Source organism: Streptomyces sp. CAI-85, assembly GCF_013363615.1.
GTDB lineage: Bacteria > Actinomycetota > Actinomycetes > Streptomycetales > Streptomycetaceae > Streptomyces > Streptomyces antibioticus_B.
Genome location: NZ_JAANNX010000235.1, coordinates 1 through 740, shown reverse-complemented (window position 1 = coordinate 740; position 740 = coordinate 1). Strand labels below are relative to the sequence as shown.

At 71.1% G+C, this 740-nt stretch carries 1 protein-coding gene; it reads right to left on the bottom strand.

The window, feature by feature from the left end; translation table 11 throughout:
• Positions 1 to 740 (bottom strand): phosphoenolpyruvate carboxykinase domain-containing protein (locus tag G6W55_RS38000; RefSeq protein ID WP_175525103.1); only part of this gene is annotated, 740 nt, incomplete at both ends.

The window sequence follows — 740 nt, the reverse complement described above, 5'->3', positions numbered from 1 at the left end:
GGGTCGCGGCGCAGCTCGCCGACCTTGCCCTCGGCGGCGGCGGTCTTCTCGGAGGCCACGTTGGCGCCGAGGAACACGCCGTGGTTCCAGTCGAAGGACTCGGTGACCAGCGGGACCGCGCTCGCGCGCCGCCCGCCGAAGAGGATCGCCGAGATCGGCACGCCCTTGGGGTCCTCCCACTCGGGCGCGATGATCGGGCACTGGGCGGCCGGGACGGTGAAGCGGGCGTTGGGGTGGGCGGCCGGGGCGTCGGAGGACGGCGTCCAGTCGTTGCCCTTCCAGTCCGTGAGGTGGGCGGGGGTCTCCTCGGTCATGCCCTCCCACCAGATGTCGCCGTCGTCGGTGAGCGCGACGTTGGTGAAGACGGAGTTGCCCCACAGGGTCTTCATGGCGTTGGCGTTGGTGTGCTCGCCGGTGCCGGGCGCGACGCCGAAGAAGCCGGCCTCGGGGTTGATGGCGTAGAGGCGGCCGTCCTCGCCGAAGCGCATCCAGGCGATGTCGTCGCCGATGGTCTCGACCGTCCAGCCGGAGACCGTGGGCTCCAGCATGGCGAGGTTGGTCTTGCCGCAGGCGGACGGGAAGGCCGCGGCGACGTACTTCGACTCGCCCTGCGGCGGGGTGAGCTTGAGGATCAGCATGTGCTCGGCGAGCCAGCCCTCGTCACGGGCCATGACGGAGGCGATACGCAGGGCGTAGCACTTCTTGCCGAGCAGGGCGTTGCCGCCGTAGCCGGAGCCGTA